Here is a 19930-nt window from a genome sequence, read left to right on the forward strand (position 1 = left end):
CTTGTAACTTAACTAACTGACATTGGGAGTGAACAGTAACCATTTTGATTCTATTATTTGATATCTATAATTCTTAGACAAAAGGAGATTCGTATGGGACCTGCGCAGGAACTCGAAAAGGCACTGGCGGAATTAAAACGGATTACCGGTATTACCCTTGAAGTCAGGGCAGATACCCCGGAAGAACTGGAACTCGCCCTCAATCAGGTGCACTGTCTTTCGCTTGCCTATAAGGAGAAGTATAATAAGAACCACTTTCTGCAGAATTTAATGGCAGATGGGATACCGGCATATGATATATTCGAACGCTCGGCGCGCCTCCATATCGAACCAGAGACCTCCAGAGTCCTGTTTCTGATTGAGACAAAGAACCCTGTGGACGACACCATTACAGAGGTCCTGAAGAACCTGTTCCCCTCTCAGTCCAAGACTTATCAGGTCAGCATGGGGGAACGCAGCCTTGTCATCCTGCGCCCTCTGAAATCATCTGAGACACCGGAGGATATCAGCCATATTGCACATATGATCGTGGATACGCTCAATATGGAGGCACTGGCCCATGTTCAGGTAGCATACAGCGGCACGATAGACACACTCATGGATCTGCCGGGTGCCTATAGGGAGACAAGCCTTGCGCTGAAAGTCGGCAGACTGTTCTACTCCGAGCAGACTGTTTTTCCGCACAACCAGCTCGGGATTGGCCGTCTGATCTACCAGCTCCCTGTAACCATCTGCGAGAACTTCCTGAAAGAAATTTTCCGCGGTGAGGTTCCCGATACATTTGATGAAGAGACTACTGCCACGATCAACAAGTTTTTTCAGAATAACCTGAATATCGCCGAGACTTCGCGGCAGCTGCATATGCACAGAAACACCCTGATTTACCGCCTCGAACAGATTGAAAGACGGACAGGCCTGGACATCCGAAAGTTCGAAGACGCCATGACATTTAAAATAGCCACTATGGTTATCAACTATTTACAGACAGAAAGGAATTCCTGATATGAATGATGCTTTTTACGAACAACTTGTAGCCCGCAAATCCCGTCCCACAGATATGGTAATCCGCATTGCGATTATTGTGCTTCTTGCGCTCATCCTGCTTATTACCTTTCCCCTGTTAGGCTTTTTGGGAATCCTCATCACTGTGGTCCTTGCTTTCCTCGCCTATTATTTCGTGTTTCCAAAATTAAACGTAGAATATGAATATACTCTGCTGAATCATGATATGCAGGTAGATGCGATTTACAATAAGGCCAAAAGAAAGAAACTAATCACTTTTGATATCCAGCAGGCCGAGATTATCGCCCCGAAAGGATCTCCGAGACTGGGCTCCAGCCATCCGGAGAAGACGATTGACTATTCTTCCGGAGATGCCAGTGCGAAAGCATACGCCATCATGATCTCTCTGGACCAGAAGAATACATGTATCATTATCGAACCTGACCAGACAATGCTCGGACACATCCGCGGCTGGATGGGCTCCAAGTTTTATATGGATTAGGTCCTGATAGAATTAAAACAAAAAAACGTTCCGCCTGCTGATTCGGTTAAGAAAGTCAGCAGACAGAACGTTTTTTATTGTCTATATACTATTATGCCCCTGCCAGATACTTGCATGCAGCGAGCGCCGCAACTGCTCCATCAGCTGCAGCCGTTGTCAGCTGGCGTACTTCTTTTGTACGGCAGTCACCGGCTGCATAGACGCCCGGACGTGAGGTCATGCAGTCTTCCGAGGCCTGAATGAAACCATCCGCATCCAGTCTGACATATTCTCTGAAGATGTTATTCTGTGGAATCTGGCCGATCGCGACGAAGACCCCTGACACATCTATTGTAAAGTCCTCCCCTGTCTTTTTATTATTCAGGATCAGTCCTTCTACCATTGTCTCACCGACAATATCCTTTACAGTTGCGCTTAAAACAAACTCTACGTTGTCTTTTCCTTTTAACACATTCACAAGACTGCTGTCTCCGCGGAACTCGTCTCTCCTGTGAACCACATAAACCTTGCTGCAGTAATTAGACAAAAACTCTGCATCCTGCAGTGCGGTATTCCCGCCTCCGATCACTGCTACATCTTTCCCCCGGAAAAACGCCCCGTCACATGTCGCACAGTAGGAAACTCCGGACCCTGTCAGTTTCGTTTCTTTCTCGATGCCAAGATGTCTGTGTGTCACCCCTGTTGCCAGAATCACCGTTCTGCAGGGATACTCTTTGCCTGTTGTCTCTATGATCCTGATTCCGTCTTCGTCGCGGATTCCTGTCACCTGTTCCATGACAGTCTCGGTTCCAAGTTTCATAGCCTGGTCCAGAAGATTCATGGAAAATTCACTTCCGCTTACACTGGCAATTCCCGGGTAATTCTCTACATTATGGGATGCCGTGATCTGTCCGCCAAAGTTCATGCTTTCGATGATCACCGTGCGTTTCCCGGCCCTCTGGCCGTATATGGCAGCCGTCATGCCTGCCGTACCACCTCCGATAATTCCAATATCATACATAGTTATTCCTCCATGCCATTTCAAAACTGCCGTTTATATTCTTATTCTAGTGTTTCTCAGCGTATGCTTTTATATTCGAAGCATTTGCCATTTTCTGCACACCGGACTCGCTGATTACGATCAGGGTCGGTGCCTGCATCACACCATATTTCTTTACTAACTCCTCATTTTCCTCGGCATCAACTACTTCATATGCAATATTTGCCTTTTCCAGCGAACTGCTCGCTATCCTGCAGTTCGGACAGGTCTTTGTTGTAAACAGAAGTGTTCTCATCTCACCTTCCGGTGCCGCAGTCTCACACTCCACTTTTTTTGCCTCTGACGTATGCACGTTCAAATGAGAATTGGAAATATCATATACCTTACGGTCCTTGAACTCCTGTGCTTTTCCGTCATTCCAGTTCTTTACCGGACGGTAGTATCCCGTAATACGGCTGTAAACCTCTGTCTCTTCCCCGCAGTCCGGGCACTTGAAGTGCTCGCCGGAAATATACCCGTGGTTCTTACAGATCGAATATGTTGGTGACATCGTGTAGTAAGGAAGTTTATAATTCTCTGCAATCTTCTTCACCAGTGACGCCGCCGACTTCCAGCTTGGAAGCTTTTCACCCAGAAATGTATGGAATACGGTTCCTGATGTGTATAATGTCTGGAGCTCGTCCTGAATATCCAGTGCCTCGAATACATCCTCCGTATATCCTACCGGCAGGTGGGAACTATTCGTATAGTACGGTGTTCCGTCGCCTTCTGCAGCTGTGATAATATCCGGGAACTGTTCCACGTCATGCTTAGCAAGGCGGTATGTCGTTGACTCGGCAGGAGTTGCCTCCAGATTATATAATTCGCCGTACATTTCCTGATAATCGGAGAGGCGCGCCCTCATATGGTTCAGAACTTCCTTTGTAAATTCCTGCGTCTCGGTACTTGTCATGTCCTTTCTGATCCATTTTGCATTCAGTCCGGCTTCGTTCATACCGATCAGCCCGATCGTTGAAAAATGGTTCTCGAATGAGCCGAGATATCTCTTTGTATACGGATATAATCCCTCATCCATTAACTTGGAAATGACAGTCCGCTTTGTATGGAGGGAGTCAGCCGCAATGTCCATCATCTTGTCCAGCCTCTTGTAGAATTCCTCTTCATTCGCCGCCAGATAGGCAATTCTCGGCATATTAATCGTAACGACACCGATAGAACCTGTACTCTCACCGCTTCCGAAGAATCCGCCGGATTTCTTCCTAAGTTCACGCAGGTCCAGACGCAGGCGGCAGCACATACTCCTTACATCGCTCGGCTCCATGTCGCTATTGATGTAGTTTGAAAAATAAGGTGTACCATACTTGGCAGTCATCTCGAACAGCAGACGGTTATTCTCTGTATCCGCCCAGTCAAAATCTCTTGTAATAGAGTATGTCGGAATCGGATACTGGAATCCACGTCCGTCTGCATCTCCCTCGATCATCGTCTCGATGAAAGCCTTGTTGATCATATCCATCTCTTCCTTACAGTCGCCATAGGTGAAGTCCTGCTCTTTCCCGCCGACAATTGCCGGAAGGTTTGCCAGGTCGTCCGGCACGGTCCAGTCCAGAGTGATATTTGAAAATGGTGCCTGTGTTCCCCAGCGTGACGGGATATTCACACCATAAATAAAGGATTCAATGCATTTTTTTACTTCCGGGTAAGTCAGGTTATCGGCCTTTGCAAACGGCGCCAGATAGGTATCAAAGGATGAGAATGCCTGAGCTCCGGCCCATTCATTCTGCATAATGCCAAGGAAGTTTACCATCTGGTTACAAAGTACACTCAGATGCTTTGCCGGTGATGATGTGATCCTTCCCGTAATGCCGCCAAGCCCTTCCTGAATCAGCTGCTTCAGTGACCATCCCGCGCAGTATCCTGTCAGCATGGACAAGTCGTGGATATGGATATCCGCATTCTTATGTGCCTTCCCGATCTCCTCATCATAAATCTCAGAGAGCCAGTAGTTAGCCGTGATTGCACCGGAGTTGCTTAAGATCAGTCCCCCGACAGAGTATGTGACTGTAGAATTCTCTTTTACCCTCCAGTCCGTGATCTTAACATAACTGTCCACGATTTCTTTATAGTCGAGCAGTGTAGAGTTCAGATTACGAATCTTCTCCCTCTGCTTTCTGTATAAGATATAGCCTTTCGCTACATCTGCATAACCGGTCTTGATCAGCACAGACTCTACGCTGTCCTGAATATCCTCCACTGACACAAGGCTGTTCTTTACTTTTGGTTCAAAATCTGCTGTAACTTTCAATGCAAGCAGATCAATAATGTCCTGATTGTACTCCCTCTCCTGGGCCTCAAATGCTTTTCTGATCGCCTCGCTGATCTTAGCCAGATTGAAGTCCGCTATTTTTCCGTCTCTTTTTGTAACCTGATACATACTGTACGGTCGCCCCTTTCTCTTATACTCGAATCGAATTGAGATAATTTTTGCCCAACCTTTTCAGTTGGGCATCTGAAATTATTCTATCACTGAGCTAATATCTTGTCAATATAAAACAACAATATGTAGTATGCAACTTTTTAGTTTCTAACTACATATTGTTGTTCACTTATCCAAACGAAATGTGTCATTCCACACCGCGCAGTTCTGCACCCGGTATATTCCTTTTCACAATTTCCAGAGCCTGCTCCATAATTTCCTTTGTATACGCCCGCAGTCCGGGCCGGATCAGGTCCCCCGAATCCACAAACCCCTGAAGGTAATAGCGCTCTGCCCCCTTCAGCCACCGGCCGATCGCGGCAAAGTCTTCCCTTTTATGGAATTCCCTGACAACGGTCGTCCGGAATTCATAAGAGACTGCCCCCGACTTTAAGTAATCCACACTCTGCAGAATATTTTCCAGATTGTATTCCTTGATTCCGATCGTCTCACCATATTTATTCGGGGCGTTTTTAATATCCATAGCAACATAATCAACCAGATTCTGTTCCACAAGCTGTCTAAGCCTGCCAATATTACTTCCGTTTGTATCCAGCTTGACCGAATAGCCGAGTGCCTTCACTTTTTCCATAAATGCTGCGAGATCCGGCTGCAGCAGTGGCTCCCCGCCTGTAATGCATACACCGTCGAGGACTCCCTTCCTTTTTTGCAGGAAGGCCAGCACCTCTTCTTCCGGTATATGATTATCCGGATCTACATGAGTAACCAGTGAAGCATTATGGCAGAACGGACATCTGAAGTTACAGCCGGCAGTAAAAATCGTGCAGGCCACCTTTTCCGGATAATCTAAAAGTGTAAGTTTCTGTAATCCCTGAATATTCATCACGGTTCTCCTTCCCTGTTCATGCGCCGTATGCATCTGTAACTCATACGGATATTCTGTTAAAAACCGCTTCAGGCCTTAAAGTGCTCCATCATAATCGGCATATAAGCCTTGCTGTACTCTCCCAGTGAATAATCCCCCCTGCTCAGACACCAGTCAGAAATCAGCGCTCGCTCACACAGCGAATAATATTTTGTAATCTCACTAATTGACTTGTCCTGACGTATCTGCCCTTTTTTCTGCCCGTCCTCGATAATTCCTGATATCAGCCGGTAATATACCCTGTTCTGGTCAAGAAGGTGCCTCTGTCCTTTTGCAATCAGCTGTGTAGAATAAAGAGAAGCAAGAAGATCGATGCTGATCCGCTCCTCAATCATGGAATGTACTTTATAATTCAGATACAGGAGCTTGTCGTAATTATTCATCTCCTTGTCCATATCTACATGCAGTTCTTCGTAGTAATCATCCAGAACCGTGGACAGCGTGCTGAGCAGCTCATCCTTTGTATTAAAATAATAGTAGAAAGATCCCTTCGAAGTTCCCGATAATTCAATAATATCATCCACTGTCGTATGATCATATCCTTTATCATGGAACAGCTGCCATGCCGCCGACACGATTCTGGCTTTTACACCTTTATTCTCCGTAGTTTCCATAATCCCCAGCCCTTCTTTTTCATAGATTTCATATATACCATTCTACCATAAAATCACAAGTCTGCAATCGGAAGTTAAGGGACAATTTTTTTGACTTATTCTTGATTCCTGTCTTTTATACGGATTTTAAATACAATCTTCTTCACTTTTTCCTTCCGCCCCGTCTGAATACAGGGCATGTGGCTGTCCTGGGGGAACAGCAGCACAAACATTCCTTTTTTTGCTTTCACCCTCACATCCGGTTCACCACACTCAAGGAATATGACATCTTTTTCCGGCGTCATATCCTCTTTTACTTTACATTCAGAAGTCTCGTGGATATAAAAATATTCTTCTCCTTCTGCAATATACTGCAAATCCAGATACTCCCTGTGCGCCTCCATGACGGACTCTTCTCTCTTCCTTGTATCATAGATCTGTACAAGGGCATATAAACCCCCGCCATAAAAGTCTGCTCTTCCCTCTTCTGTATCTTCTTCCACTGCTTTTCTACAGAAATCCAGGATAAAGTCCAATTCATCCTCCCTGAATAATTGGTACTGTGGCAAATGTTCTATCTTATCAACGATCATCGTCCCTCTCCTTCCTCAACTGACAGTACGATCTGTTCCATGAGTCCATAAGGCTCTGTTACATATTGCGGGGTATAAAGATTCCCTTCTGTCCTGAAATCTTCCCAGCTTAACCTGCTGCATCCGGTATACGTCTGGTGGAACGGCCCCATAAGGTTCCTCAGGCTGCCGGTGACTGTCAGGGTTATCTCATTCACTTTCTTCTTCAGATACGGCGTGATTTCCATAGCTTCACACGACCTGCCAATCAGGACCCCCGCCTCTTCACCATTGACCCGGACGCTGACAAGCACTCCTTTATATGCACCTGCTTTCAGCATAATCCGTGCCCCTGCCGGAACTTCCTCCTGTATCAGGAACCGGTAAGAGACATCACCCGCATAGTGGAACAGCCCCTGCAGGCACCAGTCTCCAAAATAAAGGTGTCTCACCGGCTTTACGATGTACCTCCTGACATCGACACCGAAATCTCCTGTCAGGTATATGTCCTCCAGTTCCATATCATTCTTATAATTACCGGATACAGTCAATGTGTTGGTCCCTTCCGTCAGCCCGGACACCTTAAATTTTTGTATCCCCCGCTCAAGGAACCAGTCTCCGGATGCCGGGCATATTACACCGTTGCAGGATACTTCCAGTCCTTCCGGGTGCTCCACGGCCAGAAAAACGTCTCCTTCCGGCACGTCCTGCACCTTGGCTTCAAATTCCAGCTTAAATGCGGTTCCGCCGTTCTCACACGGTGTGTGGACCCACGTATATCTCTGGGGTGCACCGTTATAGTAAACCTGCCGCATCCCCAGTGTTTCCCTCAAAAGCTTCTGTGCTTTCCACACCGGAAGTTCCTCCTCCGACAACAGTTTGAGACAGTTTTCCCCCATATACACCCTGCATGTATCTAACGTCAGTGCATTCTCCATATTTAAGGATATGTCCGCCTCTGGTCCCAGCACACACCATACTTTGTCTGCCCTGTGCGGATGAAGGTAAGGGAATTCCAATACTCCCGGCCCTTGTCCGCAGGCAGACGCCTCCGTTTTCTTTCCACACTTTAAAAAGAACACTTTACTTTCAGCAGGTGAGAAATGGATCTGTAATCTGGTCCGGTTCTGATCCGCGTAAAACGATGCTTTTTTTATTTTTCCTGTCAGCGGTATATATTCTTCAATCTGGTTACAGTCTGGGAAAGAAGCTCTGACCGATACTCCATGTTCCCGGTTGTGGTTGACCAGAAATACAACATATCCATCCACTGTTTTCCTTACCATCGTCAGGATATCCCCTGCCTCACAGCCTTTCGGGTCTTTCAGGGAAATGATGCGCGGCTGCACTTTCTCAAGCATCCGGTAAGCATGCTCCTCATCCTCCGCCTGACAGAACCCTTCATAATTTCTCAGCACGCCGGCCATTCTTGACGGCGCCCCCTCAATCATGCCGATCATGCCGCCGATCCAGATTACATTTCCACCTGCACGGAGAAATTCCTCCAACTTATCCACAGTCGAAGCGAATAATGTAATAACTGGGGGGACAATTACAACTGAATACGCCGCCTCCTTCACCCAGAACTTCCCTGATTCCACACGAGCTTCCTTTGCCATGACCATTTCATCCCCGAAATCAAAGTCATAGTGCATCCCTGCCAGTGCCGCTGCCAGACGGTTATAGCGCTCGCCTTCCCTGTTCAGGCCAAAAAGATTCTCATCGAGCCATCCCATGTTCATTTCCACCCGGTTCAAATCTTCCCACGGCGCCGAACGGCTTTTTGTCCATATCGTTGTCAGCGGGTGGATCACCAGAACATCCCTTACTGCTTTCCCCGCCGTGGTGCATACGGCAAGCCTTGCAAAATAGTCTTCCAGCACATGCAGGTCCTTCCACCAGGTATTCTGATAGTTGAACACCGGCGGATAATCCCGTTTCCTGCATCCGGTAATAGAGTAAAGTGCAAGGTGCTGGCATCGCCTCGTCACGCCGAGCACAAACTGCCAGTCCCCCAGCCACTTCTGTCCTTCAAAGGTCAGCCCCCAGCCTGTGCATCCATAAGTCTCAGATACAACCATCTCTCTGCCATACTGGTTTGCCACACTGGTACACTGTTTCACCGTCAGATATTCCTGCGCCTGCTCCCCCAAAATGTCAATTCCGGGCGCATGCATATACTGGTAGTGCGGCATAGCGCCCCCGCTGACCCGGACCCCATAACCCAAGTCGTTTTCATACAGCACATGTCCGGTCAGCATAAGCTGACGGTCACTGCACCAGTCATACAGCTGTTTCATATAGTTTTCCCCGAACAGCTCTGTCAGGGTCCACCAGTAATCATGGCGGGTTTTCTTGCAGTCCCCACAGTCATAGAACAGTCCGGGAAGCTTTTCCAGCAGGTCATACCCGCGGCGTTTTCTGAATTCTTTCGCAAATCCCCCGCTCCAGGGAAGCCAGGGACGCCCCTTAGTAAAAACGCTGAAAAAATCGCAGAAATTAGGTTCATCCGTGAAAAATCCCTTTACCGTTTTTCCAAATGCATCCCCGCATGCCTCCTGATACATTTCATGGGTCATTTGGATGAATGTCTTCACGGCATCCGGATTCAGATTATCCGTCGGGGCCATCCCGTTGTACCATTCACTCGGGCCTGAGGTCTCCTGCCGGAATACCAGCGTCTTTCCCTCCTGCCGGAATATGCCGAGGATATCACCGTCTTCCACCACCCGGGCATTTTTTCCGTCCAGTACCTCCAGTGTCAGTCCCTTTGCAGTAAACCGCTCCGGATCGGAAGCGCTCACCATCCCTCCCGCACTACCGGAAGGCCATTTATCCTCGTCATATATCCATGCCTCCAGCCCGTGTGATTCTGCATACGCCACGGAATCTCTTACAAGGTCCATCCACTCCTTTGACAGGTACTCTGTCTCCAGTCCCTCCCGGGAATGAATGAAGAATCCCCCCATTTTTTCTTTTTTCATCTCCTGCATCTGCCGGTGCAGTTCCTGTTTTTCTAATTTTGCATTCCATCCCCAGAAAGGTGCACTCCTGTAAGTGTTGTCCGGGTCTGCAAGCATTTCCTGTATTTCTTTCAAGCTTTTTAATCCCATATCAGTCTCCATACAGCAAGAAGGCCCTCATCCCTCAGAACGGAGCCTTCTTAAAATTTTTATTTTAGTTACATAAAATGATTCGGTATATACAGGATAATGTCCGGTATATAAGTCACAAGGAACAACAGGCCAATCATGATTGCGACCATCGGAATGATCTCCCTTATGACGCCCTGTATCTTCGTCCGCCCAAGACCGGATACGATGAACAGCAGCATGCCGAAAGGAGGTGTTGACAGTCCGATCATCATGTTCAGGCAGATCACTACGCCAAAGTGGACCAGATCGATGCCGAATGCATTCACAAGAGGCAGCACCATCGGTACGAATACAAGCTGGATCGTACTGACATCCAGTACACATCCCAGCAGAAGGAAAATAATATTCACAACAAAAAGGAAGATATACTTATTGTCTGTCAGTCCTGTAAACAGGGCTGCAACTGCGTTCGGCACCTGCTCCAGTGAAATGATGTAGGAAAACAGCATGGAGGTACCACACAGCAGTGCAAGTGTTGCCGTATTCGCCGCTGATTTCTTAATGATTCCAAACAGTTTTTTCCATCCCAGAGTTCTGTATACAAATGCAGAGATCAGTAACGCATACGCTGATGCAACCGCCCCGGCTTCTGTCGGTGTACATATACCTGAGTAAATACCTCCCAGCAGGAGGATTACAGTAAAGAGTGCTGGTGCTGCAACAAGGGTCGCACGTCCGAACTGTTTCAGGCTCATTTTTACCCCTGCCGGGTAGTTACGTTTATGTGAAACGAATCCTACATAGATCATCAGCAGGATTGCCAGAAGCACTCCGGGCACCATACCGCCCATGAACAGCTTGCCTACGGATGCACCGGAAAGCATGGCATAGATGACCATCGGGATAGACGGCGGGAAAATAGGTCCGACCGTTGCGGATGCTGCCGTAATCGCGCAGCTGAATTCTGGATCATATCCCTCTTTTTTCATCTGTTCAATCTCCATCAGGCCGATTCCGGATGCATCTGCAATCGCCGATCCTGTCATTCCAGAGAAGATTAGGGAAATAAATACATTTACCTGTGCCGTGCCACCCTTCAGCCGTCCCAGAAGTCCGTTGCAGAAAGAAAATATCTTATCCGTAACCTCACCCTCATTCAGCACATTTGCCATGAAGATGAACAGCGGCGCTGCCAGCATGGTGTAGTTTGAAAACATGTTTCCCGTAATAACAGAAAATACCTGTCCTAAATTATCCGGTGCGGAAATCAGGAAATACACGATAGACGCCGCCAGCATAGATAACGATACCGGCATACGTATTATAAAACAGACTGCCATAACTACGAACAGTACAATCACGGCTGTATTCATAATTTCGCACCTCCCTGTGATTCTTTGTATGTCTTAAATGCCTCGACGATTTTCAGTGCAGATCGGATAATCATTTCTGCAAGCATGTAGATAAATGGTGCAAATATAACAGTATAAGGCAGTTTCAGTACCCCCGTCACCATCTGCTTTCCAAGCAGTGTCCTGCAGCATGGTATAAACGTAATCGCCAGCAGTATAACCAGGGCGACATTATAAACTACCATGCAGATAAACTGCCCTCTTGGCTTCAATGTGTCGTATACGAGCCCGAACACGACATGCTCGTCCGCCTTAATTGCCTGCCCCACCCCGAAAAACATCGTCCACATGTAACCCAGCACGGATATTTCATAGCTCCATGTCACGGGCTGTTTTAAGAAATATCTGCAGATAATAGAAACCATGAACACAACGAAAATCACAGTGAATGTGACGCTGGGCACAAAATATCCCAGAAAATCCATGATTTTCTTTCCCGCCTTCTTGAATGCCTCCAATGTAAAGCCTCCCTTCCTCTCAGTCGGAGAATATACAGCGAAGCCTCACGGATCGCTGTATTTCTCTATCTCTTTTATTTCAGATACGTTTACTCGTATTTCGCGCCTTCATCCTGAATCTTGTTATACATATCCATGTCCCATGTGGATGTCTGGTCATCATGGCCTTCGTAATAAGCTGTAACCTTTTCTTTGAATGCCTTCAGGTCCGGATAAGTAACTGTGCAGCCTTCAGACTCAAGAGTCTCGATGGCAGATTCCTCGTCGGCGATTCTTGCCTCGTCATTGGTTGTCCTTGCGTATTCCATTGCCTCTGTCACTGCCTTCTGCTGGTCTTCTGACATGCTGTTCCATGTATCTGTGTTGATGCATGGGATGACAGAGTCTACTACATGGTTAGTGATTGCAAAGTAAGGTGCAACTTCATAGAATTTTGCACTGATACATGTCGGAAGCGGGTTGTCCTGCGCATCCACGGCACCTGTCTGTAGCGCGGTATACAGCTCTGAGAAGGAAAGCGGGGTCGGGTTCGCGCCGAGTGCTTCCCCTAAGTTCAGCCATGCCTCGGAATTTGGCATTCTCAAAAGCTGTCCTGACATATCTTCATATTTATTTACTTCTTTTGCCCTTGTATTGATGATACGGCTTCCCAGATAGAATGCAGAAAGCGGCTTGCAGTTTACATTGTCTGAAATCTTATCAAAGATTTCCTGTCCGGTCTCACCGTTTAATGTTCCTGTCATATGGTCATAGGAATCCCAGAAATATCCGGAACCAAACATGGAACACCACTCCAGCCCTGACTGCGTGGAAAGTGTCTGGAAGGAAATATACGCCAGATCCGCTTCCCCGGAGAGAAGTGCATCAAATTCGTTTTCAGAAGAAAACAGTGTGCCATCTGAATATGTCTTGCATGTCACGCTTCCGTCAGAAAGCTCTTCCACCTTATCGGCAAACTCCTGCATTGCCTTTGTATGGGAATCGCCTGATACAGATACAGATGTGAAGATCAGCTCCACCTTTTCCCCGGAAGATGCACCGTCAGCTTTTTTGTCTCCTGCGTCCTCAGACTTTCCACTTCCGCACCCTGCCAGTAAGCTTGCTGTCATTGCCACGGTCAACAATACTGTCACTAATTTTTTTCTCATAATAATATCCTCCATACCTCTTTCATGATTTTCCTTTTCAGGAATCCTATTTTCGTTTATCTCATGCCCCTTCCTGCACAGATGGCTGCCTACTGAGCCGCGCCGGAGCTATGATTCTTTTTTATTCTCTTTCCTGTTCCCGCCGTATTTATCCAGCGGTATTATGACTTAAAAAAATTCTCCCTGAACGCCTGCTCCATTGCCCTGAACTGTACAATTTCCATCTGTTTACTTGCAGTCAGCTCTGCGGCGTCTTTTGTCCGGCAGTATGTAGACATTTCAAGCCCTTCCAGCTGCATATGGTATTTTGCATTGACCGGATAGACCTGGCATTCCACCAATGACGCAGCTCCTAAGAAGTTCTGCATTCTCTCCGCCTTCTCCGGCTCTTTTTCAAAATTCTCACAGAGCCATGTATATAGGTCCGCGTGAAAGTTTGCCATCACACCACTGTATCCCGCACATCCCATTTTCAGGCTTTCAAGCAGTGTAGCTGCATTCGCGTTAAAAATCTTAAGGTCTGTATGTTTCACAGCATCTGTCTTCGCTTTTAACTGGGCCAGGTCACAGCACGTATCCTTCAGGAATGAAAACTTTCCGGTTTCCGCACAGAATTTCAGCAGTTCCGGCGACAGTACCCGCTTATAAGGGAATGGGCATTCATAAATGCCAAAACTCTCCGCCGGGATCTGGCTGATCAGAGTTTCAATTCCTCTTTTTGCCTCATCCTCACTTCCGCCTTCCTTCGCAAACTGGTTAGATATAAACACATAAGAATCTGCACCTGCATCAATTACGGCTTTTGCTTCTTCTACCTGATCTTCCACCGTTTCTGCAACATGTCCGGAAGCAACAACCCCCATATTTTCCGGGGCATTGTCGATGATAAACTTAGCCAGTTCAAATCTCTCCTGCTTTGTCAGGAAAAACATCTCACTTGACTGACATACTGCAAAGACCCCGGCTACTCCCTGTCCTTCATACCATTCCAGAAGTTTCAGTACCTGATTATAGTCGATTTTGTTGTCTTCTGTAAATGGTGTGATCATGACCGGCCATACACCGTCCTGAATTACTCTCATATACACCCTCACTTTCTTTGGTCAAATCTGTAACATCTTTGAAGTCCAATTGATTATTTTGTATAAAACAATTATAATATCGTTTTATTTTTTGCGCATTTAACATCATCCCGAGTACAATTTTATACTATTTGTGCATAATGCATATGTTTTTGCTGTACTTTTTTTCATTTCAGGAGCTGTTTTTATCATTTTTGCATAATTAAGTTGTTTTTTATGGTATCATAAATTATAATATCAGACAGGAGGATGATCATATTGAGGGAAATATTTGACGAGTATTGCTGGGAGAAACATAAGCAGGTCCTTACATTTGACTTTCATCAGATTGTAGGGCTTAAAAACTTTGCACATTGGAATATCAACCATGCCTCAAAGCCGACTCCCCTTCATTATCATTCTGACATCGTTGAAATCCACTGTCTGGCCAAGGGCACCCGGGAGACTACGGTAGGCAATAATCATTACATCATTACAGGGAACGAGCTGTTTATTACGTTCCCCTATGAACTGCACCAGACCACTGCAAGCGCAGAATCCCCCTGTGAATTCTACGGATTCCAGATCGACCTTAAGGAGAAGCAGAGCCTGCTCGGGCTGGATGCCAAGTACAGCCGATTTTTAGCCGACATGCTCACCTCACTCCCTAACAGGCATCTGAAAGTAACAAGCACCGGGATCCATATGCTGAAAAAGGCATTCGAGGGGCTTCAATCCAAGAACACGGCCCGCTACTATGCCGGTGTCCAGTATCTCTGCTGCTTTCTGTTCGAACTGCAGAACCTAAAACCGGTGACGGAAGAAGAGGCCCATTCTGACACCCCAATACAAAAAGTTGTTTCTTACATAGACGGGCATTTCCGCGAGGAGCTCAGTCTGGAACAGCTCGCTGATGTCTCCGGATATTCACTCTCGCGTTTTAAGATGAAATTCAGGGAAGAGGTCGGTATAACCCCCGCCGAGTTCCTGACCAGGAGAAGGGTGGAATACGCCAAGCAGCAGCTGGAACTTACATCACGGCCGATCATAGACATTGCTTTTGATACTGGGTTCTCATCCAGCAACTACTTCTGTTCCGTGTTTAAAAAATATGTATACTGTAGTCCGTTGTCATATCGAAGGCGGTTCCGCACCTGATGCAGAAGATGATAAATATCCTAAAACAGGACAGGCCCGCTCCAAATGCTTCTATATGCATTTGGAGTGGGCCTGTCCTTGTATGATAAAAAATCTTAATCTTTAAACAGATTACATGTTTTTGGAAATCTCGGCACACGCTTTCATTGCCTCGATTACTGCACTTCTAAATCCCATGTTCTCGAGAACCCTAACAGCTTCGATCGTGGTTCCTCCCGGTGAGCATACCATATCTTTTAATTCGCCCGGGTGTTTGCCTGTCTCAAGTACCATCTTCGCACTTCCGTATACAGCCTGTGCTGCGAACTTGTAAGCCTGTGCTCTCGGCATTCCGTCTGCAACTGCTGCGTCCGCCATCGCTTCGATGAACATGAACACGTATGCCGGTGAACTTCCACTTGTAGAAACAACAACATCCATCAGTCTTTCCGGAACTACTTCGACTTTACCGAACGCACTCAAAATGCTGACCGCATACTTCAGTTCCTCTTCTGTTACATGCTCATTCGGGCATGCTGCCGTCATACCTTCGCCGACCATAGCCGGTGTATTCGGCATTGTACGGATGATCTTCACTGCTTTGCCAAACTGCTCTCCCAGCCATTCCAGAGTCTTGCCCGGTGCAATCGTAATGATGATCTGGCCTTCTTTTACACTATCTTTGATCTCTGCAATTGTAGATGCGTAGAACTGTGGTTTTACAGAAAGGACTACAATCTCAGAACTTTCTACTACTTCTTTATTATCTGCTGTCACATTGATGCCGTATTCAGCCTTCGCTCTTTCTCTTCCCGGCTCAAAGATGTCAGAACCGATAATCTCCTCTGGTTTGAAGATTCCTTTTTTGATGATTCCGCCCATGATGGCTCCTGCCATGTTACCTGTACCAATAAATCCTAATTTCATAATCATTCTCCTCGTTTCTTTTTTGTTCATCAGATCCAAAGGGAGTATTTCTCTCCGAGTCTGTCTTAAAGCTTCGTAATTGTATACATATTCATAATTTGTATACAATTCTTTCTCTTGCATACAATATAGCATTTTCAGTGCTTTATGTCAATCGTTATTTCATGAAATTCTATCGTACATAGAAGCTGCTCTCCTTCTCCAATGGTATCTCCTTTGTGTCCATCCATTCTATAGAAATAAAGCTGCCTTGATTCAGGCCCACAAGGAGCTTATTAATCATTGGCTCACGTCCCTGCACTTCCATCGTAACGGTGCCGTCCCATTCATTTTTCACCCATCCGGTAAGCTGCAGTGACTGGGCAAGATATTTTGCCGTATAGCGGAAACCTACACCCTGCACTCTTCCGTAGAAGGTAATATGCTTTCTTACCTCTGCCATATTTTCTTCCCCCTCCCTTTATATCTTCCATTCTGCTACTCTATATCATAACATATCTGGAATAATATTGCATTCTGTCCTGATTTACTTTATAATTTGTATACAATTAGGATTTTTCCGTGCCGTGCACCCTGCTGCGCGGCATCATAATCTATATAAACGAGGTATCATTATGGCCGAAAAACATGTTTCTCTGGCGGACCAGGCTTACGAGACGATCCGCACGAATATTCTGAATCTTACTTATCCGCCCGGCATGCAGCTGACCGAGGCAAAGCTCACCGCCGATCTCAATATGAGCCGGAATCCAGTGCGCACAGCCATCAAAATGCTGCAGGCAGAGGGGCTGATCGTCACCGATTATTATAAGTCCATGACCGTGAAGGAAATCACGGAAAAGGACATCCGGGAAATCTACCAGCTGCGGGAACTTCTGGAGGGCAATGCATTCCAGCTCATATTCACCTCCGGCCGCTATGAAGAGTACTCCTACCGGATCGAGGAAAAAATCGTGCGTATGTGCGCCGCGGCCGGGGATATTTACCAGTGGGAGGTCGCCGATACGAACATGCATCTGGAGATCGTCAGCGTCTATGAAAACGACCGCATTAACCGTATTTATGAAAACAATCTCTCAGAACTCATCCGCATGGGACAGAATTCCGTAAAGAACGGAATGGATATTGTAAAAACGAATGAAAATTTAAAAACAATGGTCCAGTACATGCGCGAAAATAATTATGAAAAAGCCTACGCAATACTGAAAGCAGATCATTTTACAATAGGGAAAGAGACCGCACTGGGATAGCCAGGCAGTCTCTTTTTTCATTTATGAATCAATGTTCTGTTCAGATTGGTTCTTAATTAAAACTCTGTTCTGTTCTTTCAATAATCTCATCCTGCAGTGCCTTGCTCAGATTTCTGAAGTGGTCACTGTAACCTGCCACACGCACGATCAGGTCTTTATAATCCTCAGGATGCTTCTGTGCCTGAATTAATGTCTCTTTATCAATAACATTGAACTGAATATGGTGTCCGTCCATGTTGAAGTACGCACGGACTAAGTTCGCCATCTGTTCCAGACCCTCTTCTCCTGCCACGACACTTGGGGTAAACTTCTGGTTCAGCAGTGTACCGCCTGTCTGCAGGTGGTCCATCTTCGCGCAGGATTTTACAACAGCTGTAGGACCGTTTGTATCTGCACCCTTCTCCGGGGAAATTCCTTCGGATACCGGTTTGTGTGCCAGACGTCCGTTGGCGCTTGCCATCATGACGTCACCGAAGTAAACATGGCAGGTTGTCGGCAGCATGTTGATTCTGTACATTCCGCCCAGCATATTCGGCCGTCCCGTTACCTGGCTCCTGTAATATTCAAACACGGATCTCATGATATCATCTGCATAATCATCGTCATTACCGTATTTCGGCGTCTTGTTGCGAACCAGATTTGCGATTCTGTCGTGTCCCTCGAAGTTGTCATCCAGCGCTTTCATCAGTTCTTCCATTGTAAATGTCTTCTGGTCGTAGACGTTATATTTTACAGCTGCAAGGCAGTCTGTGATTGTTCCGATACCTACGCCCTGCAGATACTTGGTATTGTACCTTGCACCGCCGCCGTTGTAATCCTTCCCTTTGGAAATACAATCATTTGTGATGATAGAGAGGAACGGAACTGGCATATTTTCTGCATAGATCTTCTCGATCACGTTGCTTCCCTGCACCTTGATGTCTATGAAATACTTCATCTGTTTCTGGAAAGCTTCAAACAGCTCTTCATATGACTTGAAATCTACTGCATTCCCCAGCTTCAGTCCGAGCTGTTTGCCCGTCATTTTATCGAAACCATTGTTCAGTGTCAGTTCAAATACTTTCGGGATATTGAAATATCCTGTGAGGATATAAGCCTCGTTTCCGAATGCCCCTGTCTCCACACATCCACTTGTTCCGCCGCGTCTTGCGTCTTCCAGAGATTTTCCTGCGTTCAAAAGCTCCTGCACGATTGCCTCGGTGTTGTAGAATGCAGGCTGTCCCCATCCTTTTCTGGAAATCTCACATGCACGTTTGAGGAACTTCTGTGGTGTCTTTCTGCTGATCTGGACATTGGAGCTTGGCTGGAGGAGTTTCATCTCGTCCATGCAGTCCAGAATCAGGTAGCTGACATTGTTGACGCCATTTTCCCCGTTCGGTGTGATTCCGCCTGTGTTCAGGTTTGCGAAATCGGTGTATGTGCTGCTCTCTTTTAGCGTAATTCCTACTTTCGGTGGTGCCGGCTGGTTATTGAATTTCACCCACAGGCATTCCAGCAGTTCGAGGGCTCTGTCGTCGTCCATGATTCCTGCTTCTGTATCTTTCTCATAGAACGGATTCAGGTGCTGGTCAAGGCGTCCTGGGCTGTACGCATCCCACGGGTTTAATTCGCTTGTAACTCCAAGGTGTACAAACCAGTACATCTGGATTGCCTGCCAGTAGGTCTCCGGCTTATGTGCCGGCACGACATCGCAGTTTACCGCAATCTGGAGCAGTTCTTCTTTTCTCTTTGCATCCGTCTCTTTTTCGGCTAATTCCCTTGCATAGGCTGCATATCTCTCGCCCAGGATCATGATGGCATCACAGGCAAGTTTCATACCTTCTAACTCATTCTTCTTGTCCAGTGCCTCCGGATCATTCATGAAGTCCAGACTGTCGATTGACTTCTGGATATCTTCTTTGTAGTCAAGGAAACCTTTCTCATAAATCTTAACAGATCCGACTGTATGCCCGGGTCCTCTCTGTTCCATAAATTCCGTGAAAATTCCTGCCTCATAAGCGTCCTTCCATTCCGGTGTCATCTGGCGCAGGATCTTGTTTCTCATAGAACGCTTATCCCAGTACGGGATCATAACGTCTTCCTGAATCTTATAATCTTCTTCCTTAACTTTGAAGTTGATCAGGTCTCTGTCATTCATGACATGCATATCTTCCACTGTATGGCAGCAAAGCTCCGGGAAAGTAGGCGCCGCCTGCGGAGAGTCACCTTTTTCTCCGACAATCAGTTCTCCTTCACCGATATATAATGTTTTATTTGAAAAATAATCCTTCAGCACCTGTCCGCGCAGTTCCGGCACTGACAGTTCTCCTTCATACTTCTTATAAGTCTCCGTCTCACTGAGCGCACGCTCCAGATCAATATGCGCAGGAGTATCCAGACTTAACTTTCTCAGTTTTTTGATACGTTCGTTCATTCCTCTTTCTTCCATTTTC

The 19930-nt window shown here is 46.5% G+C and carries 17 protein-coding genes; 4 read left to right on the forward strand and 13 right to left on the reverse strand.

The annotated features are described in order from the left end of the window. Positions 1-93 precede the first annotated feature (93 nt). Together DWX43_RS18355 and DWX43_RS18360 are read left to right on the forward strand one after the other, a co-directional pair. The gene (locus DWX43_RS18355) at positions 94-1002 is read left to right on the forward strand and encodes a helix-turn-helix domain-containing protein (protein ID WP_118621371.1); all 909 of its coding nucleotides are present in this window, start codon (positions 94-96) and stop codon (positions 1000-1002) included. A gap of 1 nt (position 1003) precedes the next feature. Next, on the forward strand, positions 1004-1504 hold the full coding sequence (locus DWX43_RS18360; protein WP_118621372.1) for a DUF6106 family protein: 501 nt from the start codon (positions 1004-1006) through the stop codon (positions 1502-1504). Positions 1505-1595: 91 nt separating this feature from the next. Here DWX43_RS18360 and trxB read toward each other — a convergent pair whose 3' ends face one another. The 10 genes from trxB to DWX43_RS18410 all read right to left on the reverse strand — a co-directional run bounded on the left by trxB (position 1596) and on the right by DWX43_RS18410 (position 14205). Further along, positions 1596-2504, reverse strand: a complete 909-nt coding sequence (gene trxB, locus DWX43_RS18365; protein WP_109730199.1) for a thioredoxin-disulfide reductase — start codon at positions 2502-2504, stop codon at positions 1596-1598. A gap of 46 nt (positions 2505-2550) precedes the next feature. Further along, positions 2551-4917 (reverse strand): ribonucleoside triphosphate reductase, encoded by a 2367-nt coding sequence (locus DWX43_RS18370; RefSeq protein WP_118621373.1) that lies wholly within the window; start codon positions 4915-4917, stop codon positions 2551-2553. Between the two features lie 190 nt (positions 4918-5107). Then, positions 5108-5803, reverse strand: coding sequence for an anaerobic ribonucleoside-triphosphate reductase activating protein (locus DWX43_RS18375; RefSeq protein WP_109730197.1), 696 nt, complete (start codon positions 5801-5803; stop codon positions 5108-5110). 71 nt (positions 5804-5874) lie between these two features. Further along, positions 5875-6459: a TetR/AcrR family transcriptional regulator gene (locus DWX43_RS18380; protein WP_181368597.1), complete on the reverse strand. Its 585-nt coding sequence runs from the start codon at positions 6457-6459 to the stop codon at positions 5875-5877. Between the two features lie 95 nt (positions 6460-6554). Continuing rightward, on the reverse strand, positions 6555-7031 hold the full coding sequence (locus DWX43_RS18385; protein ID WP_118621374.1) for a YhcH/YjgK/YiaL family protein: 477 nt from the start codon (positions 7029-7031) through the stop codon (positions 6555-6557). After that, entirely contained in the window at positions 7028-10123 is a 3096-nt protein-coding gene (locus tag DWX43_RS18390) for a glycosyl hydrolase (RefSeq protein ID WP_118621375.1), read from the reverse strand. The genes DWX43_RS18385 and DWX43_RS18390 overlap by 4 nt, the downstream gene beginning before the upstream one ends. A 68-nt stretch (positions 10124-10191) precedes the next feature. Further along, positions 10192-11478 carry a TRAP transporter large permease gene (locus DWX43_RS18395; RefSeq protein WP_109730193.1) on the reverse strand — a complete coding sequence of 429 codons (1287 nt, stop codon included), beginning with the start codon at positions 11476-11478 and terminating at the stop codon, positions 10192-10194. Next, positions 11475-11975 (reverse strand): TRAP transporter small permease, encoded by a 501-nt coding sequence (locus DWX43_RS18400; protein ID WP_118621376.1) that lies wholly within the window; start codon positions 11973-11975, stop codon positions 11475-11477. Before DWX43_RS18400 ends, DWX43_RS18395 begins: the two co-directional genes overlap by 4 nt. Before the next feature lie 89 nt (positions 11976-12064). Further along, entirely contained in the window at positions 12065-13123 is a 1059-nt protein-coding gene (locus tag DWX43_RS18405; RefSeq protein ID WP_181368596.1) for a sialic acid TRAP transporter substrate-binding protein SiaP, read from the reverse strand. Positions 13124-13284: 161 nt separating this feature from the next. Next, positions 13285-14205, reverse strand: coding sequence for a dihydrodipicolinate synthase family protein (locus tag DWX43_RS18410; RefSeq protein ID WP_109730190.1), 921 nt, complete (start codon positions 14203-14205; stop codon positions 13285-13287). A gap of 258 nt (positions 14206-14463) precedes the next feature. Between DWX43_RS18410 and DWX43_RS18415 the strand changes: the two genes are divergently transcribed. Then, positions 14464-15342: an AraC family transcriptional regulator gene (locus DWX43_RS18415; protein WP_182440757.1), complete on the forward strand. Its 879-nt coding sequence runs from the start codon at positions 14464-14466 to the stop codon at positions 15340-15342. Between the two features lie 111 nt (positions 15343-15453). Here DWX43_RS18415 and proC read toward each other — a convergent pair whose 3' ends face one another. Both proC and DWX43_RS18425 read right to left on the reverse strand, forming a co-directional pair. Then, positions 15454-16254: a pyrroline-5-carboxylate reductase gene (proC, locus tag DWX43_RS18420; RefSeq protein WP_347559309.1), complete on the reverse strand. Its 801-nt coding sequence runs from the start codon at positions 16252-16254 to the stop codon at positions 15454-15456. Between the two features lie 166 nt (positions 16255-16420). Beyond that, positions 16421-16690, reverse strand: a complete 270-nt coding sequence (locus tag DWX43_RS18425) for an acylphosphatase (protein WP_109730188.1) — start codon at positions 16688-16690, stop codon at positions 16421-16423. A gap of 172 nt (positions 16691-16862) precedes the next feature. Between DWX43_RS18425 and DWX43_RS18430 the strand changes: the two genes are divergently transcribed. Beyond that, positions 16863-17498, forward strand: coding sequence for a GntR family transcriptional regulator (locus tag DWX43_RS18430; protein ID WP_109730186.1), 636 nt, complete (start codon positions 16863-16865; stop codon positions 17496-17498). Positions 17499-17550: 52 nt separating this feature from the next. Here DWX43_RS18430 and hypD read toward each other — a convergent pair whose 3' ends face one another. Next, positions 17551-19926: a trans-4-hydroxy-L-proline dehydratase gene (gene hypD, locus DWX43_RS18435; protein ID WP_109730185.1), complete on the reverse strand. Its 2376-nt coding sequence runs from the start codon at positions 19924-19926 to the stop codon at positions 17551-17553. Between the last annotated feature and the right edge of the window lie 4 nt (positions 19927-19930).

The sequence above is a fragment of the Clostridium sp. AF19-22AC genome (genome assembly GCF_003479085.1).
In the GTDB taxonomy this organism is placed as follows: domain Bacteria; phylum Bacillota; class Clostridia; order Lachnospirales; family Lachnospiraceae; genus Faecalicatena_A; species Faecalicatena_A orotica.